Source organism: Sphingomonas sp. NCPPB 2930, from assembly GCF_042867205.1.
Lineage (GTDB): Bacteria > Pseudomonadota > Alphaproteobacteria > Sphingomonadales > Sphingomonadaceae > Sphingomonas.
Window position 1 is genome coordinate 59,866 of record NZ_JBHZQU010000004.1, and the last position, 25,537, is coordinate 85,402.

General features: G+C 64.6%; 16 protein-coding genes and 1 tRNA gene. 11 read left to right on the forward strand and 6 right to left on the reverse strand.

The annotated features are described in order from the left end of the window. Positions 1-31 precede the first annotated feature (31 nt). The 9 genes from ACFX59_RS06755 (at position 32) to ACFX59_RS06795 (ending at position 15,891) form a co-directional block, all read left to right on the forward strand. Positions 32-862 (forward strand): polysaccharide biosynthesis/export family protein, encoded by an 831-nt coding sequence (locus tag ACFX59_RS06755; RefSeq protein WP_307099065.1) that lies wholly within the window; start codon positions 32-34, stop codon positions 860-862. 44 nt (positions 863-906) lie between these two features. Continuing rightward, entirely contained in the window at positions 907-2,274 is a 1,368-nt protein-coding gene (locus tag ACFX59_RS06760; protein ID WP_387430872.1) for an ATP-binding protein, read from the forward strand. Further along, complete coding sequence (locus ACFX59_RS06765; protein ID WP_307099061.1) at positions 2,271-3,638, forward strand: GNVR domain-containing protein; 1,368 nt, start codon at positions 2,271-2,273, stop codon at positions 3,636-3,638. The genes ACFX59_RS06760 and ACFX59_RS06765 overlap by 4 nt, the downstream gene beginning before the upstream one ends. After that, positions 3,635-4,303, forward strand: coding sequence for a hypothetical protein (locus ACFX59_RS06770; protein WP_307099059.1), 669 nt, complete (start codon positions 3,635-3,637; stop codon positions 4,301-4,303). Before ACFX59_RS06765 ends, ACFX59_RS06770 begins: the two co-directional genes overlap by 4 nt. Before the next feature lie 8 nt (positions 4,304-4,311). After that, on the forward strand, positions 4,312-5,427 hold the full coding sequence (locus tag ACFX59_RS06775) for a glycosyltransferase (protein ID WP_387430875.1): 1,116 nt from the start codon (positions 4,312-4,314) through the stop codon (positions 5,425-5,427). A gap of 174 nt (positions 5,428-5,601) precedes the next feature. Then, positions 5,602-6,771 carry an acyltransferase family protein gene (locus tag ACFX59_RS06780; protein ID WP_387430878.1) on the forward strand — a complete coding sequence of 390 codons (1,170 nt, stop codon included), beginning with the start codon at positions 5,602-5,604 and terminating at the stop codon, positions 6,769-6,771. A gap of 294 nt (positions 6,772-7,065) precedes the next feature. Continuing rightward, positions 7,066-12,117, forward strand: a complete 5,052-nt coding sequence (locus ACFX59_RS06785) for a hypothetical protein (protein WP_387430880.1) — start codon at positions 7,066-7,068, stop codon at positions 12,115-12,117. A 250-nt stretch (positions 12,118-12,367) separates the two neighbouring features. After that, positions 12,368-14,503: a type I secretion system permease/ATPase gene (locus ACFX59_RS06790; protein WP_387430882.1), complete on the forward strand. Its 2,136-nt coding sequence runs from the start codon at positions 12,368-12,370 to the stop codon at positions 14,501-14,503. After that, complete coding sequence (locus ACFX59_RS06795) at positions 14,500-15,891, forward strand: HlyD family type I secretion periplasmic adaptor subunit (protein ID WP_387430884.1); 1,392 nt, start codon at positions 14,500-14,502, stop codon at positions 15,889-15,891. The genes ACFX59_RS06790 and ACFX59_RS06795 overlap by 4 nt, the downstream gene beginning before the upstream one ends. A 16-nt stretch (positions 15,892-15,907) precedes the next feature. On the opposite strand, the gene ACFX59_RS06800 is transcribed toward ACFX59_RS06795, so the two are convergent. Genes ACFX59_RS06800 through ACFX59_RS06810 form a run of 3 tightly spaced genes read right to left on the reverse strand, consistent with a single transcriptional unit; the run spans position 15,908 to position 19,465 of the window. Continuing rightward, the gene (locus ACFX59_RS06800) at positions 15,908-16,969 is read right to left on the reverse strand and encodes an acyltransferase family protein (protein WP_387430886.1); all 1,062 of its coding nucleotides are present in this window, start codon (positions 16,967-16,969) and stop codon (positions 15,908-15,910) included. 27 nt (positions 16,970-16,996) lie between these two features. Then, positions 16,997-18,343: a hypothetical protein gene (locus ACFX59_RS06805; protein WP_387430888.1), complete on the reverse strand. Its 1,347-nt coding sequence runs from the start codon at positions 18,341-18,343 to the stop codon at positions 16,997-16,999. Then, positions 18,344-19,465 carry an acyltransferase family protein gene (locus tag ACFX59_RS06810; RefSeq protein ID WP_387430890.1) on the reverse strand — a complete coding sequence of 374 codons (1,122 nt, stop codon included), beginning with the start codon at positions 19,463-19,465 and terminating at the stop codon, positions 18,344-18,346. 323 nt (positions 19,466-19,788) lie between these two features. Between ACFX59_RS06810 and ACFX59_RS06815 the strand changes: the two genes are divergently transcribed. Then, complete coding sequence (locus ACFX59_RS06815; RefSeq protein ID WP_387430893.1) at positions 19,789-21,093, forward strand: lipopolysaccharide biosynthesis protein; 1,305 nt, start codon at positions 19,789-19,791, stop codon at positions 21,091-21,093. Between the two features lie 142 nt (positions 21,094-21,235). After that, a tRNA-Gly gene (locus tag ACFX59_RS06820) sits at positions 21,236-21,309 on the forward strand. A 204-nt stretch (positions 21,310-21,513) separates the two neighbouring features. On the opposite strand, the gene ACFX59_RS06825 is transcribed toward ACFX59_RS06820, so the two are convergent. The 3 genes from ACFX59_RS06825 to ACFX59_RS06835 all read right to left on the reverse strand — a co-directional run bounded on the left by ACFX59_RS06825 (position 21,514) and on the right by ACFX59_RS06835 (position 25,536). Further along, positions 21,514-22,488 carry a DUF6607 family protein gene (locus tag ACFX59_RS06825; RefSeq protein ID WP_387430895.1) on the reverse strand — a complete coding sequence of 325 codons (975 nt, stop codon included), beginning with the start codon at positions 22,486-22,488 and terminating at the stop codon, positions 21,514-21,516. Positions 22,489-22,501: 13 nt separating this feature from the next. Beyond that, entirely contained in the window at positions 22,502-24,655 is a 2,154-nt protein-coding gene (locus ACFX59_RS06830) for a TonB-dependent hemoglobin/transferrin/lactoferrin family receptor (protein WP_387430897.1), read from the reverse strand. 245 nt (positions 24,656-24,900) lie between these two features. Beyond that, the gene (locus ACFX59_RS06835) at positions 24,901-25,536 is read right to left on the reverse strand and encodes a L,D-transpeptidase family protein (RefSeq protein WP_387430899.1); all 636 of its coding nucleotides are present in this window, start codon (positions 25,534-25,536) and stop codon (positions 24,901-24,903) included. Position 25,537 lies beyond the last annotated feature (1 nt).

The window sequence follows — 25,537 nt, forward strand, 5'->3', positions numbered from 1 at the left end:
GGATATCGCGCGAATAGCATGAGGACGAAAAATGCGCCGTAAGCATAAGCTATTGCTGGCCATGGTCGTGCTGACGCCGGGCATGGCGTCGGCCCAGCAGGGTGTCGCGCCCGCCCCCGTGCGGACGGCCCCGCTGCCGACCCCGGGCGTGCGCCCGGTCGATACCGCCGCCAGCGCCTATGTGCTGGGCCCGGACGACGAGATCGAGATGAAGGTCTTCGGGCAGGACAATATGTCGCTCAAGACCCGCATCCGCGCCGACGGCACGATCACCGCGCCGTTCCTGGGCAATATCCAGGCGGCCGGGCGGACCACCGCGCAACTCGCCCAGCAGCTGAGCGAGGCCTATCTGCGCGGCGGCTATCTCAGCCGTCCGTCGATCAACATCGAAGTCACCAACTATGCCAGCAAGAGCGCGACGGTGCTCGGCTCGGTCGGGCAAGCGGGCCTGTATCCGCTCGATCGCCCCTATACGGTGGCGGCGATGGTCGCACGTGCGGGCGGTCCGCGCGCGGACGGGGCCAATACGGTGATCCTGACCCCGATGGGCGGCCAGCCCGAGCGCATCTCGCTGGCCGATGTCAGCGGTGGCGCGGCGCGGCTGGTCCAGCCGGGCGACACGCTGTTCGTGCCGGTCGCCGAGCAGGTCTATGTCTATGGCCAGGTCGAGAAGGGCGGCGGCTTCCCGGTCCAGCCGGGCATGACCTTCCGTCAGGCCCTGGCGCTGGCCGGCGGCCCGACACTGGCGGGCTCGACCAAGCGGATCGAAGTGCGCCGCGGCGGCAAGGTCCTGCCCAAGGCGACGCTCGACGACGTGGTCCAGCCCGAGGACGTGCTGGTCATCAAGGAAAAATGGTTCTGATCCTGGGGCCGTGGAACCCGGTAATGGCGTTGGGAGTGGCGTAGATGGGGTTCAAGACATGGCTGGCCGCGATCAAGGCGTGGCTGATGGGGGGCACGGCGGAAGCGGCCACCGGCTTGCCGCGCCCAGTAGCGGGTGAGCGGCCGATGGCCCGCGTGCCGGTCGACGGCGCGGTGCGGTCGCCGGTGCCGGTCGCCCCGGCCTTCGCCGCGCCTGCGCCCGCTCCGTCGGGGTCGGCGCGTGCGCGGATCCATGCCGCGTTCGACACCGGCATGCCGGTCGAAAGCCGCGCCGGACTGGCGGGGCGGTCCGAAGAGCTGAACCGGCTGGTCGAGGCGGTCATCGAAAATGGCAAGCACGGCATCGTCTTCGGCGCGCGCGGCTCGGGCAAGACGTCGCTGTCGCGCGTGTTCGGCGATCTGGCGGACGAGAAGGGGGCGGTGGTCCTCTATAATCTCGCCAGCGGTGACCTGAGCTTCTCCGAGCTGTATCGACCCTATCTTACCGAATTGGCGACCATTCCCGGCGGCGGATTGCGGCGCGGCGACATCGCGTCGCTGCTCGATGCGCCGTTCGACGCGCGTGCGCTGGCCAGCATCCTGGCGGAGCGGGTGCGTCGGCCGGTCATCCTGGTGCTCGACGAGTTCGATCGCGTGGAGTCCGCCGCGACCAAGTCCGAGGTCGCGGCGCTGATGAAGCTGCTGACCGATATGCGCGCCACGACGCGGGTCGTGACGGTCGGCATCGCTGCCAATGTCGAGGATCTGATCCAGGGCCATCCCTCGCTGCGCCGCCACATGGTGTCGGTGCCGGTCGGCGGGATCGGCGCGGAGTCGCTCAAGGACCTGTTCGTGCGCTGCTGCACGCAGGCGGGGCTGACGGTCGAGGACGGCGCAGCGAGCGAGGTCGCGTCGGCGGCCTATGGCTCGCCCTATCACCTGCGGCTTTTCGGCCTGAACTGCGCGCTGGCCGCCGAGAAGGCGGGCGTGAGCCGGATCGATCGCGAGATCGTGCGCATCGGGTTCGGCAAGGCCTTTGCGGACTGGCGAATGCTCAGCGCCACGACGGTGGACCTGCTGGTGCGATGCGCCCAGCTGCCGACCGGGCACCGCTTCGTGATCGCGCTGATCGCCTATGCGGCGGCGATGCGCACGCGGGTCGACCAGGCCGAGATCACCGCGCTGGCGATCGGCGACGGCTCGCTTGACCCGGCGGTCGTCCAGGCCGCGTTCGACATGCTCCGTCCCATCTTGCGGCCCAGCGCCATCGACGGCCAATATCTGTTCGACGACGCGCTTGCGCCGCAATTCTACCTCCTGCTGCACAGCGGCAGGATTGATCCGCAACCGGCCGACCAGGGCCTGCGCTCCGACCTGCGAGCGTTCCTGGAGCAGGGAGGGCCCATGGCATGACCAGTTTTTCCGATCTCTTGATGGCGCTGCGCCATCGCAGCCGACTGGCGATCGTCGTGGGCGGCGTGGTCTTCGCGCTCATCGCGGTGCTCGGCTTTCTCCAGCCACGGGCCTACACCGCCAGTTCGTCGATCCTGATCGATCTGACCCAGCGCGATCCGACGACCGAACGTCAGGCCAGCGAGACCGCCGCCTCGGTGATCGACACGATCATCGGGACCCAGCTCGACATCATCCGCAGCGGTGCCGTGCTAGAAGAGGTGGCGCGTCGTGCGCCGCCATCGGTCCTCGCCAAGGCGGGGGAAGGCACGGCGGAATCGCGCATGCAGCGTGCGGTCGGTATTCTTCGCCGCAATCTGAAGGCCGATGCCGACAAGGGCAGCAATGTCATTCAGCTCAGCTATACGGCACCCACCCCTCAGGAAGCGGCCAAGACGCTGAACATCATCACCGAGGTGTTCCTCGGTAAGCAGGTGGCGCTGCGTAGCGTCGCTGCGCGCGAGAATGCCAAATGGTATGACGCCCGGACCGCAGAGGTTCGCAGCCGACTGGAACAAGCGCAGCGCCGCCTGTCCGACTTCCAGCGCCAGCATGGCATCGTCGGCGTGAACCGCATGGATCTCGAGGCCGACAAGGCCCGCAGCCTGTCGACCGAGCTCGTCGCGGCCCAGGCCGCCGCTGCCGCCGCCCGCTCCAAGTCGGGCTCGGCCGCGCAGCCGGAGGTCGCGCAGTCGACCATCGTTCAGGATCTCCAGCGCGAGATCGGCGTCCAGGCCGGTCGCGTGGCCGAACTGTCCAAGACGCTGGGCCCGAACCACCCGGACATGGTCGCAGCGAACGCGCAACTCGCCGCGCTGCGCAGCCAGCTGGGCAATGCACGATCTGTGCAGGCCCAGGCCCTGACCGCCGCCAGTTCGGCAGCGGCGCAGCGCGAAGCCACGCTTCGTTCCGATCTGGCTCAGCAGCAGGCCCGGATGGTCGCCTTGTCGAGCGTGCAGGACGATCTGAACGTGCTCCAGCGTGACGTCGACGCCGCGCGCCAGACCTATGACACGGTGCGTCAGCGCTTCAACGAAGCAACGCTTCAGAGCGAGATTTCGCGGGCCAATGCTAGCAGCCTCGATCCGGCCGAACCGCCGCTGCTGCCGTCCAAGCCCAATCTGGTGCTGTGGCTGATCGCCGCCATCATCCTGGGCGCCGGCACCGGACTGGCCGCGGCACTGGGCTCCGAAATGCTCCGGCCGCGGCTGCGCACACCGGCGGGCACGTCGCAGTCGCTCGATCTGGACGTGCTGGCGGATATGACCGACTTGCGGTCGACGCAAAATAGCGGCTGGGCCGCAAACCGGGAGGTAATGGCGTGAGGCTCCGTTCGAGCGCGAATTCCGCGCAGTCCTATGCCGAGGCTGAGGCGCTGCAGGGGCGGGCGACAGGGCAGGGGATCGATCCCCTGCTGGTCGCGGCCTTCACGATGGACGACCCCTATGTCGTCGCGATCCGCAGCATCCGCAGCTCGATCGTCCAGCGTTACGAAGACGTGTCGCGCGACACCCGTTACTGCGCGCTGATCGGTCTCGATTGCAACGAGGCGCTGGCGGTGATGGCCGCCAATCTGGCGGTGGTGACGACGCATATGGGATCGTCGACGCTGGTGGTCGACACCAACCATGCGCATCCGCGCGTCGCCGAACTGTTCGGCTGTTCGGATTCGCCGGTGGTCCAGTCGACGCCGCTGGTCGGGCTGACGGTGATCGGGACGGGGCGCGGCGAGGGCGGCGTGGCCGACCCGGTCGAGCGTCGCCCGCTGATCGAGCAGCGCGACGAATGGAATGCGCGGGTCGATCAGGTCATCGTCGCGATCGCGCTGAACGAGGCGCACAGTGCCGCCAGCATCGCCAACGCGCTGCATGGCTTCGACGCGGCGGTGATCGTCGCGCGCAAGAACGTGACGCAAGTCCGGCCAACCCGTGCGCTGATCGACGTTCTGGACCAGCACCGCGTGCCGATCGTCGGTACGGTCCTGGTTTGAGCCACACCATGGCGTCGGAGCACAGTCCTGCGCGCGCGGCACCCCGGGTGCTGCACGTTTGCGACAGCATCGTGGGGGGCACGGGCAGTTACCTGGCTGAACTGCTACCACCCCAGGCGGAGCGTTACGGGCCGGGGCAATTGATGCTGTTGATCCCGCGCCAGCATCGTGACGATGTCGAGCCCCGATTGCGCGACAGCGGCATTGCCTTCGCCTATTTCAATCGACCCAATCGGTTGGCGGGGATGGCGATATTGCTGTTCGCCTATCTGGCATGCCTGAGGCGCTTCCGGCCCGACATCGTCCATGCCCACTCCTTCGGGGCTGGTGTCTGCACGCGGCTTCTGCCGATCTTCGGTCGGCCCCGCATTGCCTTTTGCCCGCATGGCTGGGCCTTCAACATGCAGGTCAAGCCGCTGGTCCGGCGCTGCATCATCCTGGTCGAACGGCTTTTGGCTTTGCGTGCCGACCGAATTCTCCTGATTTCCGAGCATGAACGCGAATCGGCCGAAGAGGTCGGCATGGCGGCGGCCAAGCTGGTCACGATCCCCAACGCGATCGCGACCGATCCGCCGCCCGTTCCCGCAGTGCCTTGGAACGATCCGCGCATCAAATTGCTGTTCGTCGGGCGGTTCGATCGGCAGAAGGGCCTGGATCTCTTGATCGATGCGATCCGTCCGCTGGGCGGGAAGTACAGCGTTCGCGTGGTTGGGCGGCCGGTGGTCGGCGGTGGCACCGATTTCGGAGCGCCGCTGGATTTCGTGGATTTCGTCGGTTGGCGCGATCGGGACGGGGTCTCGGCCGAAATGAAGGCTGCGGACGCGGTGATCGTGCCGTCACGCTGGGAAGGCTTTGGCCTGGTCGCGATCGAGGCGATGCGGCTCGGCCGCCCGGTGATCGCATCCGACGCAGGCGGGCTGAACGACATTCTGGATCATGGCCGCTATGGTTTCAGTTTTCCGGCCGGTGACGTGCAAGCACTTCGCACTCTGCTGACCAATCTTGATAAAGATCAATTGCCATCATTTGGAGAAATTGGTCGCAAACGTTTTCTGGCAGAGTATTCCGCGGACCGTATGGTGAGCCAAGTTGACGATGTTTATCGCGATTTGATGACCAAATGATTTTGTTCCGGTAATCTGCGGCAATCTTTTTGGCCAAATTGGTCTCCAGACACGCCGTGTGGCACCGCCATGGGACAGATTTGCCTGTTGGCCTATTGAGTAATCCTTAAAGAAGCTCATGTTGTGAACCCGTTACACTGTTCCGCATGGGGAACGAACGGGGTTGGCTTTTGGATGGCGGAACGACAGATCAGGTTCGATGCGCTGGACGCGTGGCGGGGCATTGCGGCGCTGATCGTCGCCCTGTTCCATTTCCAGGCGGCCGGATATTTTTACGCGGTTCCGCTGGTGCGGCATGGCAACCTGGCCGTGCCGTTCTTTTTCGTCCTGAGCGGCTTCGTCATTACCCATGCCTATCGATCCAAGCTGCATGATGCGGGGGATGGCTGGCGGTTCATGATCCGACGTTTTGGACGTCTATATCCGCTGCACTTCGTCACGCTGATGGTGCTTGTCGTGCTGGAACTTGCAAAGCTGGCCGCGATGCAGTTCGGGTTTTCCGCCGCCGAGGGCGCGTTTCAGGGTACGAACAACATATCGTCGCTGATCGCCAACATCTTCCTGCTGCACGCCATCATTCCATTTCCCGACCTGAGCTGGAACGCAGCGAGCTGGTCGATCAGCACGGAATTCTACACCTATCTCGTGTTTTTGCTGGTCTATCTGCTGTCCGGGGCTCGTCATCGCCTGCTGGGATGCGCCATGGCCTTTGTCGCATCCGGGCTGGTGTTGTTGAATATCGAGATATTCCACCCGCAACTGGGCATCGTGCAAGGCATGGGCATGGCGCAGTGCGTGTTCGGTTTCTTCACGGGCAATCTGACATACGAGCTGTATCTGCGTCTGCGTGACAATCCCGTATTTCAGGGAACACGGCCGGAGATACTCGCGACCATTCTGATGGTTCTGTTGTTCTGGTTCAAGCCGCCCTTCATCTCATTCGATATTCTGGTGTTCGGCCTGGTCATCCTGCTATTCTCCTATGAGGGCGGCGCCGTGGCGCGTGTGATGCGTGCACCGGCGCTGCAGCGGCTGGGGGAATTGTCCTATTCGATCTATCTCGTGCACTTCATCATCTTTGCCGTGATGTTCGTCATCGTGCGTCTGGCACAGGCGAAGTTGCACGTGCCGCTGATCGGTGCGATCGGCGGGATCGAGGTGATGGATTTCGGCCCATCCTGGCTCATGGACCTGGTCGCCCTGGGCTACCTGATCACGGTCGTTGTCTGTGCGACCCTGACCTATCGGTTCGTCGAGGTTCCTGGTCGCCGCTTTTTCAATCGCCTGTCCCGGAGCCGGGTCCAGCCCGAAATTCCGACTGGGGTTGAACCAACCCAGGCTTGATACGTTCAGGGCAGGCAGCGACCCGGAACAGGCTTTCCGCAGCATTAATCATTTGTTGGTCTTTGCGACGTAACGTTTGCGCAATGAGTTATGTCGCTGATCCAATTTACTTAAAATTGGTTTAGCTATTCCGATTAGAGATTCGGCCACGGATGGACTCCGATATTGGGGACCGAACCTAATCGGAGTTCCAAGCCCGTGGCTGCTCAACCTGCTTCCGTTTCTGCCTTTCTTTCGACGCTGGGCGTAAACGCCCATGCTGGCAGCGCGAACGGTGCCTATGCGAATTCCAGCATGGTGCTAAGCGCGCTGAATTACCTGGGGATCAGCACGGTCCGTGATCATTTCACGAACCTGGGCACCGGCGGTGCCGCGGTCGGCGCGATGGCCGCGGCCGGTATCAAGTTCGATTTCGTGGCGTCGTCCGATCTGCCTGCCAAGGGCGATGCGGGGATGGCGGACTATGTCGCCGGACTGAAGGCGTTCCAGAGCAAATATGCGGGCAGCATCTTTGCGATCGAAGGGCTGAATGAAGTCAACATTCAGGCGTTCAACTATAAGGGCAGCGGCGATCTGGCGGCTGCGGCGGCCTATCAAAAGGCGTTGTACGGCGCCGTGAAGGGCGACTCCGCCCTGTCCGGCATTCCGGTCATCAACCTGTCGATCGGTCTGGAGAGCAGCTCCGCCTATGCCGCCATCGGCAATCTGGGCTCCTATGCCGATTACGGCAACGCCCATGCCTATACCGCGACGGGGTGGCAGTCGGACAAGGTCATGGAGGCGTCGATGGCGCGCGCGGCGGGCGCGGCCAAGGGCGATCCGGTCATCGTCACCGAAACGGGCTATACGACCCTCAAGAGCGACACCGGTCTGGGCGTCAACGAGAGCGCGCAGGCCAAATTGACGTTGAACGCGGTTCTGCATGCGTATGAGAACGGCTCGAGCAAGACATTTCTTTACGAACTTTTTGACAGCAGCCTGGAGCCCACGGGTCCGGCGCGGGAATTCAACTTCGGCCTGTTCAAGACGGACGGCACGCCCAAGCAGGCGGCCGTTGCCCTGCACAACCTGACCAGCATCCTGGCCTATACCGATGCCGGGACCGGCACGGCGGCCAGCGCCGCGACCGCCTATACGCTGAAGGACATGCCCGCCGATGGGCATTCGATGGCGATGACCAAGGGCAATGGCGCCTACGACCTGGTGCTGTGGCGCGACGTGAAGATGTGGGACAGCGCCAGCCAGACCGAAACGACGACCGCGCCGCGTTCGATGACCATCGATCTCGGCGGGGTGCAGAAGACCGTCTATGTCTATGATCCGCTGAACGGCACGACGCCGATCGCGACCTATACGAATGTCAGCTCGATCACCGTCGCCATGGGCGATCGGCCGCTGATCGTCGAGGTCGGCGCCAAGGGCGCCTATACCGAGGTCAAGCCCAGCGTCGCACCCGACCTGACCCTGACGGCGGAAGCCTTTGTCGCGCAGATCGACAAGCTCGCGGTGTCGACCGGGCTCAACAGCGTCACGCTGACCGGCTCCTCGGTGCTGCAGGTCGCGTCGGACGCGACGATGAAGTACATGGTCGCCAATTACGGCTCGGTCCTGTCCAAGGTGAAGGGCAGCTATTCCTTCCAGGTCACGCAGACCGGAGACAATTGGAAGGAAGAGCGCAGCTTCGACAGCGCGGGCAAGCTCACCGGCACGGTGGATTATGGCTATTCGGCCGGTGTCCTCGCCAATGTCCACAGCGAACTGGCCGACGGGACGGTCAGCGATCGGACCTATAATGGCGGCAAGCTGGCGCAGGTAACCACGCTGGCGCCTGGCGGGCTGCGCACGACGATCACCTATGACGTGGCGACGGGCAAGCCCACCGCAATGTCCGAGGTTACGTCGTCGTCCACGACGTACAGCGTCTATAAGAACGGAATCTTGTCGACCCGGACGATCAATGCCGCCGACAAGAGCAGCGAAGTGGACAGCTACGACTCGACCGGCAGGCTGACCACGACCGTCCGCGTCGATACGGCCGGTGTCTGGACGACGACGAACCTGGATGCCGCGGGCAAGGCGACGCGCGTCTTCATCGAACGGCCGGACGGCACCGGCGAGAACACCACCTATGGTATCACCGGCCAGGCCTGGACCACCCAGCGCCAGGTGACGGCCGCGGGCGGACGGGTCACGCTTGTCGAGCGTATCCGCGCCGATGGCAGTTTCGTCAGCACCGAACGTTATCCGGGCGACGGCAGCAGCGTCGTGACCAGCTTCGACAGCCGTGGCGTCAGGCAGCAGGAGGTCAGCGTCTCGGCCAAGGGGGATCGGACGACGCTGGTCTATGATACGGCCAGCGGCAATGTGAAGACCCGTGTCGACCAGACGTCGGCCGGGACCACCACGATCACCTATAGCGGCGGCGCGATGACCGACCGCACGCTGGTCCGCGCGGACGGCAGCCGCCAGTCGGAGACGTTTTCGAACGGCATCTGCATCCGCCTCGTCGAAGTGGCGGCCGACGCGACCTTTACCACGCGGCTATTCGATCCGGTGTCGGGCAAGCCGACGAAAATCTATGTCACCAGCCCCGACGGCACCAATACGAACACGACCTTCGGCATCACCGGCAAGAGCTATGTGACCGAAGTCCAGATCGTCTCGAAGGCGGGCAAGGTCATGTCCGTCGTGCGTACCCATGCCGACGGAACCTATGACTATACCGACATCACCGGAAGCGACGGCAGCCATACGCTGACCTATTACAACGCAAGCGGACAGCGCACGAGCACGACGATCATCGCGCCGGACGGCAGCCGCACGACCAAGACCTATGATATGTCCGCGGCTTCGCAGACCGGGCAGACCCCGCAGCTCGTGGAGAGCAACAAGACCGCGACCAATGGCGGTACCTCGACGGACGCGGCGCCTGCCGGTTCGGGCACCAGCATCACCTATGCCTATGACGCCAACGGCGTGCGCAAGTCGCAGCTGGCGGTGGACGCCGCGGGCAACAAGACGACCACCACCTATGATACCGCCACGGGCGCGGTGACGGCGGTCTATGCCGCCTATGCCGATGGCAGCGGCGAGACGCGGATCTATGGGATCACGGGCAAGAGCTGGACGACCGAGGTTCAGGTCACGAGCACGGCCGGCAAGGTGATCGCGCTGACCCGGACCCGCGCCGATGGCAGCGCGGTCTATACCGAACGGCGCGACGGCAACGGCCTGACCGTGACGACCTATGACGCCAAGGGCGGCAAGCAGGTCGAGACGATGACCGCGACCGATGGCGGCCAGACGATCCTCACCTACGCATCCGATGGCCAGCTAACCCAGCGCGTGACCAAGCCCGCAGCGGGCGGTTCGACCACGGCCACGATCTCGTCGGGCATTGTGACCTCGCTGTTGACGGTCGCGCCCGATGGGGCACGCACGACGACCAAATATGACGCGAAGGGCGTGAAGCTGAGCGAGCAGCTGGTCGATGCCGCCAACACATGGACCACGACGAATTACGATGCGAACGGCAATGTCAGCCGCCGCTATGTCAAGCGGGCCGATGGTTCGGGCGACAATTATGCCTATGGCATCACCGGCCAGACCTATGTCAGCGAGCATCAGACGCTGGATACGCAGGGCAAGGTGATCGGGGTCGAGCGGCGCAACGCCGATGACAGCCTGGCCTATCTCGACCGGCGTCTGGACAATGGCGGGCGCCAGATGACCAGCTTCGACCAGAGCGGCCGGATGACGCAGGATATCGTCATCGCCGCCGACGGTGGCGAGGTCGTCAAGGACTATGACGTCGCCAGCGGGAAGCTGAAGCGTCAGCTGGACCGGCCGGCGTCGGGCGATGTCATCGTGAGCCAGTTCGACCAGGGCGTGATGGTCAGCCGTCGCAGCCAGCTGGCGAGGGGCAATATCGTGCTCGAAACCTTCAACGCCGACGGGTCGTGGTCGGCGGATACGTTGAACAGCGCAGGCTCGAAGATCCAGTCCCAGAGCCGCGACGCATCGAACACCTGGCGCACGACGCTGATCGATGCGGCGACCGGGCGGCCGACGATGCTGTTCGTCCAGCAAGCGGACGGCACCTCGGAGAACACCGTCTACAATGTCACGGGTCAGAATTACACGACCCAGGTCCAGAAGGTCGACGCCAAGGGCGTGGTCGTGGGGGTGACGCGTCTGGGATCCGATGGATCGTTGCGCTACACCGAGCAGCGTCGCGCCGATGGCGGCATCGATGCCTCCTATTATGACGGAAAGGGGCGCAAGACCTCGGACGTCACGATCGCGACGTCGGGCGCGCGCGACACGCGCAACTATGACGCGGCCACCGGCACGTTGCAGAACCTGATCTCCGAACAGGCCGATGGCGTGACTGCGACGACCTATACCGGTGGCAAGGTCAGCCGTATCGATTTCAAGGGAAGCGATGGCGCCAAGCGAACCCGCGATTACAATGCCGCCGGAACCCTGGTGTCCGACGTCACGGTCACGGCTGCCGGAGAGTGGACGACGCTGAAGTACGATGCTTCGGGGACGCTGACGACCAAGTACGTCACCCATGCCGACGGTACGGGCGAGAACACCCAATATTATGCCTCGGGTCAACCTTATGCCGAGCAGCGGCAGGTGGTCGATGCGAACGGCAAGGCTGTGGCGGTGTTCCGCTATCGCAGCGACGGCACCCTGTCCTTTACCAGCCAGACGGGCGCCGACGGCCGGACCGAGCTGTACCGCGATGCGCAGGGGCGAGCGACGACCCAGTTGCAGGTCCGCACCAATGGCGACCGGATCGAGACGCAGCTCGATGCCGCCACCGGCACGCCGTTGTCGGCGACCGCGAAGCTGGCCGATGGGACGAACGTGGTCTCGACCTATACGGGCGGTGTTCTGGTCCGCCGCGTGACCCAGCCTGCGGGCGGCAGCGCGACGACCGAGACCTTCTCGGCCAGCGGTTACGATACGACCAGGGTCGCGGCCCAGCCCGGTTTCGGCGTGATGGTTTCGGACTCGAAGGGTTGGATCAACGGCGGCGCGACCGACGACATCCTGCTCGCCGACCGGCGGGACATGGTGCTGACGGGCGGCAGCGGCAGCGACCGGTTCCTGGTCACACTGGGGGCCAGTGCCACGATCCGCGACTTCGGCGCGGGCCATGACCTGCTCGACCTCAGCGCCTTTGCCAAGTCGGGCTATCAGCCGATGATCTCGCTGGAGGACGGCAATACGCTGCTCCGTTATGCCGGAGGGGAATCGGTCACGCTGGTCGGCGTCACGCCCGACAAGCTGAACACGAATCAGGCGGCATCGGGGCTGTTCCAGCTCGGCTGATCGCGGCTGGACGGCCAGAACGAGGCCCGGACGACGAAGTTCCGTCGTCCGGGCCTTATTTTTGTTCGGCCCATCGACCAAGTGCTGTCGTGACAACGAAAATGTAGGGATTTCACGCTATTGCGGTCGCATCGGATGGTGGTGCCGAGCGGGGTGCAGGCCGCCACGATCCGACCGTCGGAAGCCCGGACAGGGCGGCACCCCGCCGCCCGCCGGTTCCGACAAGCCATGAGCGGGTGGACGGTCGACAGTGGATTTCAAAACTATTCGTGACGATAGCGGGCTGACGGCGCTCGCCGCGCTATTGGCCATCCATCGCATCGCGGTCGAGCCCGAGCAGCTTCGCCACGGCCTCGGTCATTTCCACAGCCTGACCGGGGACGATCTGGTCCGGCTGGCCAATGGCATGGACGGGGTTCGCGCCAAGACGCGCCGTGCCGACTGGGCGGAGCTGGGCCGCATGCCCTTGCCCGTGTTGGGCAACGGCCCGGAGGGCTGGTTCCTGATCGGCCGGATGCAGGGCGACGAGCTGTTGGTCCAGCGGGCCGGAGCGCCGGTCGTGAAGATCGGCCGCGCCGAGTTTGAGGCGATGTGGTCGGGCGAACTGGTCCTGGTTGCCACGCGCGAGAGCGCACGCCTCAACCAGCGCGGCTTCGACATTTCCTGGTTCATTCCCCAGATCGTCCGCTATCGCCGGCTGATCGGCGAGGTGCTGCTGCTGACACTGGCGCTCAACCTGCTGGGCCTGGCGGCGCCCCTGTTCTTCCAGACGGTGGTGGACAAGGTGCTGGTCCATGGCACCATGTCGACGCTGGCGGTGCTGGCGATCGGCTTCGTCGCGGTGTCGTTCTGGGAAACCGCGTTCGGCTGGCTGCGCACCCGCCTCTATTCCGAAACCAGCCAGAAGATCGATGTCGAGCTGGGCGCGCGGCTGTTCCGCCATCTGCTCCGCCTGCCGCTCGGCTATTTCGAGCAGCGCCGGGTCGGCGACACCGCCGCGCGCGTCCGCCAGCTGGAGACGATCCGCGAATTCCTGACCAACGCCTCGCTGACCGTGCTGATCGACCCGGCCTTTGCGCTGGTCTTCCTGGCGGTGATGGCGCTCTATTCGATCAAGCTGTTCCTGATCAGCATCATCGCGATCCCCGCCTATATCGCGGTCGCGGTGCTGGTGACGGGGCCGCTGCGCAACCGGCTGGACGACAAGTTCGAGCGCGGCGCGGCGAACAACGCGCTTCTGGTCGAGACGATCGCGGGCATCCAGACGGTCAAGGCCGCCGCGGTCGAGCCGCAATGGCAGGACAATTGGGAGCGCAAGCTGGCGGGCTATTCCGCCGCCAACCAGCGCGTCATCGACCTGGGCAATAGCGGGTCGCAGGCGATCCAGCTGATCTCCAAGCTGAACCTGGCCGCCATCCTCTATTTCGGGGCGCAGGCGGTGATCGCGCAGGACATGACGGTCGGCGCGCTCGTCGCCTTCAACATGTTCGCGCAGCGCGTGTCGGGTCCGGTCATCCGCATGGCGCAGCTGTGGCAGGAGTTCCAGCAGGTCCGCATCGCGGTCGACCGGCTGGGCGACGTGCTCAACCACCGGGTCGAGCCGGGCAGCGGCAGCCAGACCGCGCTTCCCTCGATCCGTGGCGATGTCCGGTTCGAGCGGGTTCGCTTCCGCTATGGCGATGACGGCCCCTGGACGCTGGAGGATATCGACCTGGCCATTCCGGCGGGCTCGACGCTGGGCATCGTCGGGTCGTCGGGCTCGGGCAAGTCGACGCTGACCAAGCTGCTCCAGCGGCTCTATGTCCCGGCGGGGGGCCGCGTCCTGATCGACGGCACCGACGTCGCGCAGATCGATCCGGCCTGGCTGCGGCGGCAGATCGGCGTGGTGTTGCAGGAGAATATCCTGTTCAACCGTACGGTGCGCGAGAATATCGCGCTCGCCAACCCCGCGCTGCCGATGGAGCGGGTGATGAAGGCCGCCGAGCTGGCGGGCGCACACGAGTTCATCACGCGGCTGCCGCAAGGCTATGACACGATGATCGAGGAGCGCGGCGCCAACCTGTCGGGTGGCCAGCGTCAGCGGCTTGCGATCGCCCGTGCGCTCATCAACCGTCCGCGCATCCTGATCTTCGACGAGGCGACCTCCGCGCTCGACGCCGAGAGCGAGGAGATCATCCAGACCAATCTCAAGCGCATGGCGGCGGGGCGTACCGTCATCATCATCGCCCACCGCCTGTCCGCGATCCGCCAATGCGACCGCATCGTCGCGCTGGAGCGCGGGCGGCTGGTCGAGACGGGCTCGCATGACGAACTGCTCGCCACCGGCGGGCGCTATGCCGATCTTCACCGACGCCAGATGGGCGTCCTGTATGGAATTGCATCATGAGCACGCTGGCGCAGAACTGGGCGCTCTTTCGCACCGCATGGTCCGAGGATCGTGCCGAACGGCGCGGGGCGGCCCGCCCGCTCGAACACAGCTTCCTGCCCGCCGCGCTGGAGGTGATCGAGCGGCCGGTATCGCCGACTGCGCGGATCACCGCCTGGCTGTTGATGGGCGGTCTGGCGCTGACCGGCGGCTGGCTGGTGCTGGGCAAGGTCGATGTCGTCGCCTCGGCACAGGGGCGGACGGTCCCGGCGGAGTCGGTCAAGCTCGTCCAGTCGGCGACCGGCGGCATCGTCCGGCGCATCTGGGTGCATGAGGGCGATGTGGTCCGACGCGGCCAGCCGCTCGTCGATCTGGACCCGACGCTGTCGAGCGCCGACGAGGCCCAGGCGCGTCAGGCGCTGCTCGCGGCCGAGATCGATGTCGCGCGCAATGCCGCGATCGTCGACGGCCTGAGCGGCGGGGCAGGGGTCTTCACCGCGCCCGAGGGGACGCCCGCCGATGTCGCGGCGACCCAGCGCCGCCTGGTCGCCGCGCAGATCGCCGGTGCTCGCGCGACCGAGGCGGGCCTGGCGGCGGCGCGGCGCTCCGCTTTGTCGGATGCCGAGGCGGCGGCGCAGCAGATGCGCACCTACGCCGCCAACCAGCCGCTGCTCGACCGGCAGGTCCAGGCGGTCGAGACGCTGGCCCAGCGCGGCTATGCATCGGGCATGCGCGTGCTGGAGATGCAACGTCAGCAGCGGGCCGAGGCGGGCAACCGCAACGTCGCCGCGGCGCAGCGCTCACGTGGCCTGTCGGAAGCCGGGCGCTATGCCGAGGAACTGGCCCGTTCGCGCGAGCAGGCGCGCCAGATCGCGCTGTCCGACCTGTCCAAGGCGCAGACCGAGGCGATGCAGCGCCGCGAGGAACTGACCAAGGCACGCCAGCACAGCCGGATGCAGCGGCTGACCGCGCCGGTCGACGGCACGGTGCAGCAGTTGAGTGTCCATACGCTGGGCGGCGTGGTCGAATCGGTCCGGCCGTTGATGGTCGTGGTGCCCAACGGACAGGTCACAGTGGAGGCCAAGCTCCTTAACCGCGACATCGGCTTCGTCCGCGCGGGACAGTCGGTCGCGGTGAAGCTGGAGGCTTATCCCTTCACCCGCTACGGCACGGTGCCGGGCCATATCCTGTCGGTCAGCCGCGATGCGGTGACCGAGGAGAAAAGCGCGCCCTATTATCTGGCCCGCATCGCGCTCGACCGGCGGACGATCGGGGTGGACGGGCGGCAGGTGCCGCTGACCCCGGGCCTGAGCGCCACGGCGGACATCCGCACCGGTCAGCGGCGCCTGATCGAATATCTGATCGACCCGGTCAGCCGCGACGTATCCGAAGCGGCGCGGGAGCGGTAGGGGGTGGGGCGGGGGCCTAAACGGCTTCCCGCCTTTCCGCTCGCGGCGCCCGCCCCCAATAGCGCGGCACGATCAGCCAGGAAAATCGGCTGTTGCTCAACCACTGGCCCGCCACGACGCATATCACCGTGAGGAAGACGGTGATCCCGAGGATGACTCCATTCGCCACGATCGACGATTGATGGATCGCGTCCAGCGGCGGCGCCATGATGCGGATCAGTCCGCCGACTCCGGCGATGATCAGAATGTGGAAGATGTAGAGCGGCAGGGTCTGTTTGCCGACCGATTTGAAAATCCGCATGATCGCCAGTCGGCCGGGGATCATGCCCAGCAAATTGGCGAAGAACCACAGCAATAGTACGGACTTGATAAGCCGAACACCGGCGGCGTCTGACCCCCAGCTCGCCCAGATGACGAGCGCGCACAACAGGCCCGTCATGAGCAGACGCATCCCGTTCGCCTGCTGAACGATCCGTTTGTAGATCTCGCCGAAATAGGCGCCCAGCGCGAACCAGATGAAATTGAACAGGATCGGTCCGACCTGAACGTGCCCGAACGTGTTCGTCACCATCGGTTCGACACGCTGTTGCGCGACATTGGATAGCAGCGCCATCGCCAATGCGACGAGGAGCACCGGCCAGGGATGAGGCCCGATCCGGTTCTTGCACAGGATGATCAGCACGTTGAACAGCGGCAGGCACAGCAGAAACCAGTAGATGGTCGGAATGGCCAGGGCCGTCAGGAATTCACCGACCGTCGGGGCCGTCTCACCGGTCGCCAACGTGATCAGGAAGCTGCGCGAGAATAATATGCAGGACCAGAAGAGGTAGATGAACAACAGGCCGACGATGCGGGCGTCGCGCTTCTCGACCGGAGCCTTGTGGATGTTCTGCGACAGGATGCCCGAGATCAGGAAGAACAAGGGCATCCGAAGAGGCGCCAATGCCAGCGCGACATCTTGCAGCAGGAAACGGTCGGGCGAGAATTCGGAAAACCAGTCGCAGACATGGTATAAAACCACGCCCACGCCACAAAATCCACGCCCGGCGTCGATCCAGTCAAGTCGCGGCTTTTGCATCAATCGGCTCGCCGCCGGAAATACATACTACGTCTGTCCGGCAAAATCCGAAGAGGTATCAGCCTTACCAGAACCACGCCAACTCCTTTTCCATCTGTCACCGCTGATGAACATATTGCTAAACGCATATCCCAGGAACAAGGTTGCAGTCGAAGGACCGTAACATTGCACCGTGACCGCATAAAAATTCAGCGTGGTCAGCAACAAAAGCTTTTCGATACTTTGATTCTTGCCGATCGTGAAATAGGATCCGATGACGAAAACCAAAAACGGCAGCCCCATCATGATAAAGGTTGCTACGTAGAAATTGTCAACTGGAACAATAAGATAACCTAATTTGGTATATTCCATCGGATAGGTGAAACAGCCCAGGCCGCACCCGGCGAAGATCGCCGCCGGTGCGTTTTCCGCCAGCCAGGTGAAGGGGAAGATCCATGTGCGGCTGATCCGGTCCTGCATGCTGAAAAGGACGGGGCTGATCTTCGTCAGGTCCATGCCGCCCATCAGCGGCATAAGGATGAACGGGATTGGAATGGTCAGATAGGAGGCGCGAGCCAGAAACTGGGCGACCCGCAGTTCGCGATCCCTTTGAATTTCTACCGCAATATAAATCGCAGAGAAAGCGATGAGGGTCAACAGAGCGGTTTTGCTCGTCGAGAGCTCCACCGCGATATAGAGCGGGATCCACAGCGCGAAGTTGACCATCCGCGGAAAATGGCGGTGCATGACGATATAGGGGATAACCGCCATATAGGCGGCCATGGTCGATTCTCCGGCGAATCCCCCGTATCGGATTTTGCCGCCCGTCCACCAGATTTTGCCGACCTGTTTGACCGCGCCGAAATTGTCGAGATTCTGTCCCAGCCAGGGAAAATCCACATAGGGGGATATCAGCAGGCCGATGGTCGACGCGACGAACAGGGCGGTGAGCGCCCACCGTGCGGGCCATGTTGCCGTCAGCGAGCGATCGACCATGACCGCCCCCACGAAGAAGGGCAGGAACAGCTTGATCGACGACACGAAGGCGAACACCGTCGACTGCATGAACACGAGGCCGACGATCGTCGAGAACAGGAAGGAACAGGTGAGCAGGATCGCATAGGGCGACCGGCGCTGCCATGCGACACGCCATGCGAAATAGAAGAAGATGAACAGGCTGAACAGGTCGGGGATGAACCAGGCCGCGCTCAGGTGAACCAGCGACAGGTAATAGCGTAGCGAGCTGGTCAGCGTATCCCGGAAGAAGAACATGAACGCCACCGCCAGGATCAGCAGATAGGCGCGCTCGCCGATGATCGGCGCTTCGGTCGTCTTGCGCGATGGGGCGGAACGCCAGCGCCGTACTGGCAGGATTTCGCCGATGGTCGTCGCCATTTACCGAACTCCCGTTTCAGCTTCTACGATGATGCCCGATCGGCCGGGGGCGGGCTGGCCGTCGCCGCGCCCGGTGCTGCCTTCGCGGCTCCAGCGACGGTTCAGCCATCGCAGCATCGGTTTTTCGATACCGACATGAACGATCGCCGATCCGATCAAGGCGCCGAGAATGACCATCGCCAGGAACAGCGCCGGCGACCGCGCCGACAATCCCAGCCGCGCGTCCAGGATCTCGCCGACATGGATCGCGAACGGGTGGGAAAGATACAGCGCATAGGACGCGTTCCCGCCCGCGATCAGCCAGCCTATCCAGCGCGTCCGCCGCCGTGGCTCGAGCCCCAGAACCGAAGCGGTGACGATCATCACGGCGGGCAGCCCCCCGGTAAAGGGTCGGCCGATCGTGTCATAGGCCCCGATCTGATAGAATAGCACCGCCAGTGCAAATCCGGCGCCGACGATCGTCCACGCCAGAGCGCGGGGAATCGCCATGCCGCGCAGGAACATATGCGCCACTCCCATGCCCGCCACGAACTCCAGGGTGATCGGCAGGCCCCAGAAACGGATCATGCGCCAATCGGGCGGCGTGGGCGCGGCGATTGCGATCAGGAGCAGCAGAATGCCGACGATCAGCATCAGTCCCCGCCGATAGGGCAGCAGCAATCCCGCGGCAAACACCAGATAGAACATCATCTCGTAATTGAGCGTCCATCCCAGCGTCAGCAGCGGCGTGCAATAGAGATCGCAGGTCGGTCCCGGCAGGAACAGATAGGAGAAGACGATCCGTATCGTGCTGGGCAGCGGCACGTGCAGCACCAGCCCCATGACCAGGGTGAGCGTGGTGAACAGGTAATAGAGCGGCACTACCCGAATGACCCGGCGGCGCAAGAAGTCGGCGGCGACGCCCGGCACCCCGAACCGATCATGCATCATATAATACATGACGAAACCCGAGATGACGAAGAAGATGTCGACGCCCAGACCCCAATCGAGGGGAATGACCGACCAGGGGCGGGGGGTGCCGCCGGTCAGCTTGACCAGCGCCTGCTGCGCGTGACCGCACAAGACCAGGAATGCTGCGACGAAGCGCAGGACCTGTAGTGAATCGACCCGTTGGGAACGCATCAGAGTTCACTCTCCCGCTTCGTAACACCACAAGACGGGTCTGCCTCCGCTGTGCGACGAAACCCATTCCGTCAAATGCCTTAGCGCATGCAATATGCCGGGGTATATGCCGATCGCCATTATTTGAGGGACAGATTGTCCCTTTTTTAACCCTTGCGCAGCGGCACCCTCTTCCCGCATTGGGACATCATGCTGCGCTGCATCAACGTCCCGGTCCGGCCAGCGGCCCGTCTGCGAGACGGTGGCCCTTCACGCCCGAACGTCATGTCCCGGAGTGCAATCCCCGTGGTCAGGACGGCAGAAACAGGATAGGTCCCGAACGAATGGCCGCACTCCTTTCTCGCCTGATGCGCAGCGGTTTCGTCAGCATGGGAATCCGTGCGGCAACGCTGTTCTTCCGCTTCGCGCTGTCCTTTTACGTGGTCAGCTATCTCGGATTGGAGGCGGCCGGCGTCTATGGCCTGGCGATCGGCGCGATCGGCATCGTGCCGGCCTTGCTGGGCTGGGGACTGAACTATTTCGTGTCGCGCGATGTCGTCGGCATGACCCCGGATGGGGCCGCGCCGCTGGTGCGCGATCGCCTGACCGTGACGCTGGTATCGCTGGCCCTGGGCACGGCCGTCGCCATTCCCGTGATTGTCGCGCAGACCGGCGGGGTTTCGACCGTCTATATGCTGATCCTCGCGCTCCTGTGGCTCGAAACCTTGGCGCTTGACGTGTATATGCCGCTGGTCGGGCTTCAGATGGCCTTGCAGGCCAATATTCTGGTGCTTGTGCGGTCCGCCCTCTGGATTCCGGTGGCGGTGGGGCTGGGCATGGTGTCGCCGACGTTCCGCAATCTGGAAACCGTGTTCGCGAGCTGGATCGTCAGTCATTTCATGGCGATCGCCCTGCTGTTCGTCTTTCTGCGCCACTGGCCGGTGCGCGCCGCGCTTTCCAAGCGGCTCGACCGCGCGGGGATGTGGCTGCGCATCCGTAACGGATGGTATATCTACCTCAGCGACCTGGGGCTCGTCGGCCTCAGCTATGCCGATCGTTTCATCCTGAACGCCATGCTGGGGCTCGCGGCGACCGGCATCTACAGCTTCTACTGGTCGATCACCAATGCGCTCTACACGCTGTTGAGCACCGCGGTCGTCCAGCTGGCATTGCCCCGGATGGTGCTGGTGCTGCGCCAGCGCGGGATGGACGAGTGGTTGGCGGCGTTGCGTCGGGAGGTTCTCAAGGTCCTGGCGTTCGCCGCCGTCCTGAGCGTCGTTATCTTCCTGGCGACCGAGGCAATCATCCGCTTCGCGCCACCGGGACGATTCCCGGTGGCGCGCCCGTTGCTGATCCTCATGCTGATCGCGGCGGTCCTGCGAGCCTGTGGCGACCTGCTGAGCGTCGGACTGACCAGCGCGGGCAAGGATCGCGTCTATGCCATCACCAATGTCGGCGGCGTGCTGCTGACGGTGCTTCTCAGTTCGCTCAGCCTCTGGCTGTTCGGCCTGATCGGCGCAGGCATTTCGGCTGTCGGGACCGCACTGGCCCTGTGCGTCGTGCGTATCCTCTATCTGCGCACCCTGCCGAAGCGCAATCCGCCCGCCAAGGCGGGGCGGCGTGACGAAACCGGCACCGCGGCGCAATGACGGAATGAAGAAAACGACATCCGGGTGCTTGCCAAGGGAGGCGCACTTTTATAGTGGGCTTACACCATGTCGGAATTCCAACGGAATGGAAGTTGGAACGACGAACGGCAAAGCGTGGTTTTTCCAGTAAACTCTACGCGATGCGGGTGTAGCTCAATGGTAGAGCAGAAGCTTCCCAAGCTTACGACGAGGGTTCGATTCCCTTCACCCGCTCCATTCTGATAGGAATGGTCCTGCTCGGCAGATTTTCGATCGCCGGATGATGATCGCTGCAACGCGGCCCTGCCCCCCCCCCAAATTCAACGCCACACGCTTGGGCCGACAAAAGTCACGTCATCAAGCCGTTCGACCCGCCGGTCGGCAAACCGGCGGGTCGTGATTTATGGCCGATTGCGAACGATCCCGAAATCCGTCAGCCGATCACCCGATCCGCTTCGTATGCCCATCGATCAGCGCGATGGCCTCGGCCGTTCCGGCGGCGTTGGTGATCTTGCCCGACTGGATCTCGTCGGCGATCGTCAGCAGTCGGCCGCTGATTACGGTGCCGGTTTCGGGCTCTTCCTGGATCGCGATCCCGCCCTTCGTCTCGGCGACCCGTTGCCATGCGGCCCGCACCGCTGCCCAATAGGCGCTGGTCTTCGCCCAATAGGTGTCGGCGGCCTTCACGTCATAGCCGTCGAAGCGCTCATAGCTGTTCAGCACCGATTCCTGGACGATGGGGACGAGCTTGCCGTCCTTCAGCCCCATCTTCGTATTGTCCTGCCAATGGATCCAACCGGTCGGGGTCGGCTGGTGCCGGTTGATCGCATAATAGCGGTCATAGACCGGATGGCGGACCGCATCGCGGCGGGCGAGGGGGCGCCAGGTCCAGTTCGACCGCCAGCGCCGGATGCCGGCTTGCGTCTCGAACTGGCCCCATCCGGCATAGCGCGGGCTGTCGTCGACCTGATAGACGGTCTGCGACCAGCGTCCGGCGCGCATCCGCTCGGGCACGGCCTCCCACACCCATCGGCCCGGTCCCGCATAGACCAGCACGCGGGACGGTTGATAATCCCAATCCTGCCGCCAATGCTTGATGACATGGGTCTTGCCGCCATGCTCGACAACCAGAAGATGCTGGAGCGCGATATGGTCGGGCGTGTCCTCGATCACGCGGACCACTTCGTTCCCGCCGGAAATCTTGCGCTCCAACGGAACATAGTCCGCCGCCCATGGCGTGGTTTCCTGCATGTCGAAGCGGACCTTGTAATCGCCCGCCATCGCCAGGATCTCGGCCCGGTCGGCGGCCTTGGCGGCCTGGGCCTCGGCCATGGTCTGCTTCACCGGGCCATCGGCATGGGCGGGAACGGGGAGCAGCGCGAGCGCGGCCAGCATCAACATCGGACGGTTCATCATCGGGTCAGTCCTTTCAGAAGCGCAAGGAGAGCGACGCGCTGGCGTTGCGCCCCGGCTGGGTGAAGGCGGCGGGGGGCACATCGGCGGCGCCGGTGGGGAGGGGGCGCGGCACCGACAGGCCGCGCACATCGGACCACCAGGCATAGGTGGCGTTGGTCAGGTTGAAGATGCCCGCGCGCATGGTCAGCGTGTCGGTCAGCTTCGCGAACAGCGTCGCGTCGAGGATTGTGAAGGCGGCCGGTCGGAAGCATGTGGTGGAGCACAGGCCGGTGGTGTCCCGCGCCGCCTTTTGCGCGCTGTGGGTCATCACGACCTGACCGCCGAAGCGCCCCTGGCCGGGTTCGCGCCAGCCCACCCCCATCACCAGCTTGAGCGGGTCTATCGTCGCCAGCGGCTTGCGGGTGCCGTCGGCAGCGATCTGGTCCCCTTGCGAATAGGAAATGGCGAGCTGGCCGGTCAGGCCGTTGCGGGCCCGCCCCTCGAACCGGGCTTCGGCGCCCTTCACGCTCGCGCGGTCGAGATTGATGAATTGGTACAGCGCGGGATCGCTGGGGGTGAAGCGGCCGCCCACCACCTCCTGGCTGATGAAGTCGCGGTAATCGGCGCGGAAGACGCTTGCCGACAGGTCCACGGCATCGCTGTTCAGCCGCAATCCGGCCTCGACCGCCTCGCTCGTTTCCGGGCGAAGGTTCGGATTGGGGATCGAGGTATAGCCGAAGGCGAGGTTGGAGAAGAACTGGTTGATCTGCCCCGGCTCGGGCGCGCGGAAGCCACGGGCATAGCTGGCGAACAGTCGCACCATGGGGGTGAGCGTGACGACCGCGCCGATGCGCGGGCTGACCCGGTCGGCGGATTGCCCGGCGCCGGTGAATTGCGGCAACAGGGGATCGCGCCGGGGCGACAGGCGATACCAGTCATAGCGCAGCGCCGGGTGCAGCGTCACCGGCCCGATGCCGATCGCGTCCCCAACAAAGGCCCCGGCCAGGGTGAAGTCGGTCGTCGGAAAGGCACGGGTCGGGAAAGTCTCGCCCGAAGGCGGCACGGTGCCGTCGCGGACGCCCCGCTGGCGCAGCACGCTGACATCCGCGCCCGTCACCAGCCGGTGGGTGATCGCCCCCGTCGAGAAGCCGAGCCGGACCTCGCCCGAGCCGCCATAGACCCGGTTCTCCAGCGTGTTGAGCCGGGTGCGGTCGGCCAGCGTCCGGCGGTCCTCGGCGCTGAACTGGCGATCCTCGGCATTCTGGACATAGGCGGCGGCGCGCGCAAACTCGATCAGGCCGGTCCCGTCATAGGTCCAGTCGAGCGTGCCGCGCCAGCGCTCGGCGGTGTCGCGGGCCTGCAACCCGGCGACGCTGGTGCTGATCCCGGTGAGCACGTCGGTGGCGACGCGGTTGCCGAGATACTCGCCGGTCGCGCGCAGGCGGTGGCCCGGCGCGACGTTCCAGACCAGCTTGCCCAGCAGGGCATTGGAATGGCCGTCCTGCGGATTGGGCGCGGTGCGGGTAACGCCGGTGCCCTCGACATCGCCCCGGTTCTTCAGTTCGGAAAAGTCGCGCCGGGTATAGGCGAGCATGGCCGACACCGCGCCCGATCGACCCGCGACGATGCCCGACTGGGTGAACTCCTCGTCCGCCGAATTATACTGGGTGCGCAGCGATCCGCCGAAGGATTTGTCGCCCAGAATATCGGCGGGGTCGCTGGTGACGAAGCTGACCGCACCCGCCAGCCCGTCGCTGCCATAGAGCGCCGAGGCGGGGCCGCGCAGGAACTCGACCGACTTGATCAGACCGATATCGACATAGTCGCCGCGCCCGGCATCCTGCGCCCCGAAGCTGAAGCCGTAGGGCACGCGTACGCCGTCGACCTGGATCAGCACGCGGTTGCCGCCGATGCCGCGGATGACGAAGCCTTCATTGCCCGCTCGTCCGGTCGATCCCGATGCGGCGCCGAAGCGGGTGGGCGCGCGGCGGACGCTGACGCCCGGTTCGAAGCGGACCAGATCCTTGATGTCGGTCGCCAGTTCGTCGGCGATGGTCTCGGCGCGTTTGACCGAGATGGTGACCGGCGCATCCTGCGCCTCGATCGGCGCGCGGGTCGCCGTCACGACGATGTCGCGCTGTTCGGTCTTTTCGTCAGCCTTTTCCCCGGGTTCCCCGATCGCAGCCATTACGGCGAGCGCCAGAAGCATATGACCCCTTTCATCTATTGCCTATCACTCGCAATAAGGCGCTAAGGTGCAATTCTCAATGGAAAAATGCAAATGACTCGCATTATGGCCTATGAGCTAACGCTAGGGGCGGTGCATCGCCAGTTGCGCGGATTTCGTGTCGCGTTTTGGTTTCTAACCAGAGGTATTGGGCGCAAGCCATTGAAATAGCTGTGATCCAATGGTGCCTGTGCGGGGAATGCGTTTTACCCGACGATGCTCTGTCCCATGGCGAGCTGCTTGCCATTGGTAACGATCACCCGGTCGCCGATCCGCGTCGCGGCGAACAATTTGCGCGCAAAGGCGGTGGGCACGCCGACGCAGCCATGGGTCGCATAGCCATAGCGGACATCGCTGCCATGGATCGCCACACCGTCGCGGGTCAGCCGCAACATATAGGGCATGGGCGCATCATAGAGGTTGGACACATGGTCGGCGTCCTTCTCCAAGATGGGAAAGACGCCGAGCGGAGTCGGCATATTGTCCGCGCCATAGATGATCGCCGCCGTGCCGATCTCATAGCCGTCGCGAAAGATCGACACGACCTGCGCGGCGAGGTCGACGGTAATCACCACCGGTCCCTGCGGCGCGCCACTCTCGTCCCACACAAAGTCGCCATGGTGCAGCGGCGCCTTCAGGTCGAGAATGCGGCGCACGACGAAAGGCGCGGGCGAGGGGCTTGGGCCGGGAGAGGGGGCGGGGGAACGGGTAGCCGCCGCTTTTGGCGCCGCCGCGACCTTCGCCCGCGTGGCGTCCGCATCGGCGGAATGCCGGATCAGCATCACACCGCCACCCAGGGCGCCGATCAGGATCGCACCGGCCAGAAGCTGCAAGGGGCGCATG